The sequence below is a fragment of the Grimontia marina genome (assembly GCF_900060185.1).
Classification (GTDB): Bacteria; Pseudomonadota; Gammaproteobacteria; order Enterobacterales; family Vibrionaceae; genus Enterovibrio; species Enterovibrio marinus.
In genome coordinates this window covers 1-2704 of sequence record NZ_FIZY01000126.1, presented here as the reverse complement: position 1 = coordinate 2704, position 2704 = coordinate 1, and the positions used below count along the sequence as shown (strand labels likewise).

General features: G+C 46.4%; 4 protein-coding genes and 1 pseudogene. 1 reads left to right on the top strand and 4 read right to left on the bottom strand.

All coding sequences use genetic code 11. The features are described from left to right. Positions 1 to 202: pseudogene (locus GMA8713_RS28340) on the top strand (IS4 family transposase); the annotation flags it as partial. Positions 203 to 237: 35 nt separating this feature from the next. On the opposite strand, the gene GMA8713_RS25310 reads toward GMA8713_RS28340, so the two are convergent. The 4 genes from GMA8713_RS25310 to GMA8713_RS25295 form a co-directional block, all read right to left on the bottom strand. Continuing rightward, entirely contained in the window at positions 238 to 846 is a 609-nt protein-coding gene (locus GMA8713_RS25310; protein WP_062715400.1) for a LysE family translocator, read from the bottom strand. 32 nt (positions 847 to 878) lie between these two features. Then, entirely contained in the window at positions 879 to 1706 is an 828-nt protein-coding gene (locus GMA8713_RS25305; protein ID WP_062715398.1) for an AraC family transcriptional regulator, read from the bottom strand. A gap of 98 nt (positions 1707 to 1804) precedes the next feature. Further along, a complete protein-coding gene (locus GMA8713_RS25300) occupies positions 1805 to 2149 on the bottom strand; it encodes a hypothetical protein (protein ID WP_062715396.1) in 345 nt (114 codons plus the stop codon). Next, positions 2149 to 2373, bottom strand: coding sequence for a hypothetical protein (locus GMA8713_RS25295; RefSeq protein WP_062715394.1), 225 nt, complete (start codon positions 2371 to 2373; stop codon positions 2149 to 2151). Before GMA8713_RS25295 ends, GMA8713_RS25300 begins: the two co-directional genes overlap by 1 nt. Positions 2374 to 2704: the final 331 nt, after the last annotated feature.

Here is a 2704-nt window from a genome sequence, read left to right as displayed (position 1 = left end):
TTTTATGATGGCATTGAGAGATATTCAGGATGAGCTGATGTGGTGTGCGATAGCAGCCCCCGGCTCAATCCCGAGAAAGCTAAGAGCCATGCGGGAGAGAGTGAAACGCTACATACTCCCCAAAAAAAGAAAACGGCCCAAAGCGAGGACCGTTCGTATTAATAAAACTCGCTACCCTGTTCGCTCTAAGCATCTTAAGTGATAGGTGTTAGCCTTCGGGCGGTGTTTTGCCTGCCTTTATTGTCCAAACCAAGGGAGATAAATTTGCTGATGGGCGATGTCTAAGGAAACATAGATCAACAGAACTGACATGCTGATATTAAATACCCGGAAATAAACGGGGTTAGCTATGCGCTTGCCAAGCAAGCTGCCGATAAGGGAATAGGAGGTAGGTGCGCCAAAAGCCAGTATGGTCAAGATCCCAATCCAGAACAGGCTCTCCATCCCATGGATGTCAGCAGCAGGGAACTGAATCGTCACAATCGGGAGCGTCGCAATGATGCCCTTTGGGTTGAGCAATTGCAGCACCAGTCCGTCGTGGAACGTCATCGCGTTTTTCTTACATGAACTCTTATTGATGTCCACTTTCGCTTTGGCCAGCTTCCACGCAATGTAAAGAATATAGCTGCAACCAATAATACTGATATAAGGAAGGGAAGTCGTGGAAACCATTGTGCCGCCAATCAGTAACATCGAAATGAAGAGAATCAGCATTGCGGTAGCGACGCCTGCGAAAAATCCGAGATCCTCTCGTGTGCGATTTTGAAGTCCGCCATTCAGGCCTAGAAGATTCACAGGGCCTGGAGAATACATAATGCCAAAGGCATATGCCCAAAGTTCGAACATAGGAAGTCCTTTATAGAATTCAGAGAGGGAAGTTAGTCAGAGATTTGAAGCTGGTATTGCTTTGGCGTCATACCAAAGACGCGCTTGAACCTTCTATTGAAATGGCTACTGTCGGCAAAACCGAATTCCTGAGCGACATCGCTTGCGGGCTGTCCGCTTTCCAATGCTTTGCGAGAACCATTAATACGACAATTGATGACGTACTGGTGAGGTGTAATACCAAACTGCGCCCGAAACTGACGGATAAAGTGATACTTTGACATGTTGGCGACATCAGCAAGATCGTCAATGGCGATATCTCTAGCTAGGTTGTCCTGCACAAAATCTTTGGCGCGCGTTAGCAAGGTATCTCTGCGGTTTGTTGGCTTAGCTTCATCTAACATGCCAGCTAATGACACTAGAGTATGTGAGAGGTTAAAGAGTGCAGATTGCTGCTCAATACGATGGCAGGAGGGATCTTTAATCAGGCTGGAAAGGATCAACGCCTGATTGCGGAGTTTAACATCGTTGAGTAAGCAGCCTTTGATTCGTAGCGACGATGGTGCCTTCACGCCAAGCGCTTTGATTTGAGCTGTAATACTGTCTGGGTGGACGTAGAGCATCAAATACTCGAGGTTTTGGTCTCCTCCTGAACTGCCGTCATGGACATCTTCCGGATTGAATAGGATAACGCCGCCTTCAGGACTTGTATGGAAAGCGCTCTGACAGAAAAAATCCTGCCTGCCTTTAAGAGTCACACCAATAGAAAACTCTTCGTGGGCGTGTTTGTCGTAAGTGAAGTCGCTCATATTTGCGTCAAGCACAGCTACACCCTCAAGGTGTTCACTATTTACAAACTGGAAGCGATTGTCTGTGTCCACGTCCGTTCCCTCATCCGTCTGTTTAACATCTTTGCAAAATATAGAAGGGAGAGGAAACGAAAACTTGAACAAAATTGCGCGATTTTCTGTTTATCGCGCTATTCGGTGGATATCACCATTTGGCGAATATGTTGACGAAGCTCGTTCGCGTTCGATTCTGTCAGTAAGAGATTGGCGAGAGAGAGCATTGCGATGGCAAAATAGGCGCCTGATGAAAGAAACGATCCCCAGCTAAAGAAAGCGAAGGTCATAAAGGAAAAAAGACCGATAAGAAAAAGTTGGGCGAGCTGATTGTAACTAACACTCAGGATCCCACTGACAGGGTCATTTTCTATAGTAACTGGCAAGGTACTCCATCCCCATTTCACACGTACCTTGCCGTCCTTCAATACTGCGTTAAAGCCATTTTCCCTGAGGTGTTGGCTCAGTTTGTCTAAATCCATTAAATGCCGCCGATGCTGTCTGTATGCCCGAATGTGGAGCCACAACAATCGCATTGCTGATACGAACTGCCAAGTACGATATCCATGGAGTTCGAAAGCACTATCGTTGCACGCTGAAACAAAGTCGCATCCGGCTCTGCCTTTCTTGGCTCAAGTTGCACCAGTGTGTGGGCAGTCATTTTTCCGCAATCACTGCAGTAAAGTTTGTTCTCTTGTTCTGCCATAAGCACCTTCCTTAGTCGTTTTCACTCCAAAAACCAGTGAAAATACCATTCACACTTCACATCAGCCTACTTCAGCCTGATTGGTGAAATGAAGGTGGAAGGGCGAAAATGTGAAACCATTCGAAGTATTGAACTCGACATGTCGACTTTTTAGGCAAATTGCCAGTTCTGTTGGTGATAGGGATCGTCCTGGCTAAATAGCTGTTCCTAATAGTAGATCTCAAAGATAAGAGAAACTCAGTCCGCTTTGTGCGATCTGATCAATCGCCAAACCGAAACATACCGACAAAAGGACTGAGTGATGGCCATCATAGCACCGATACCTCGTGGC

What these genes read in the sequence shown, in the direction of transcription:
- GMA8713_RS25295 (WP_062715394.1), bottom strand. Translation starts at nt 2,373, where the DNA reads ATGGCAGAACAAGAGAACAAACTTTACTGCAGTGATTGCGGAAAAATG.
- GMA8713_RS25310 (WP_062715400.1), bottom strand. Translation starts at nt 846, where the DNA reads ATGTTCGAACTTTGGGCATATGCCTTTGGCATTATGTATTCTCCAGGC.
- GMA8713_RS25300 (WP_062715396.1), bottom strand. Translation starts at nt 2,149, where the DNA reads ATGGATTTAGACAAACTGAGCCAACACCTCAGGGAAAATGGCTTTAAC.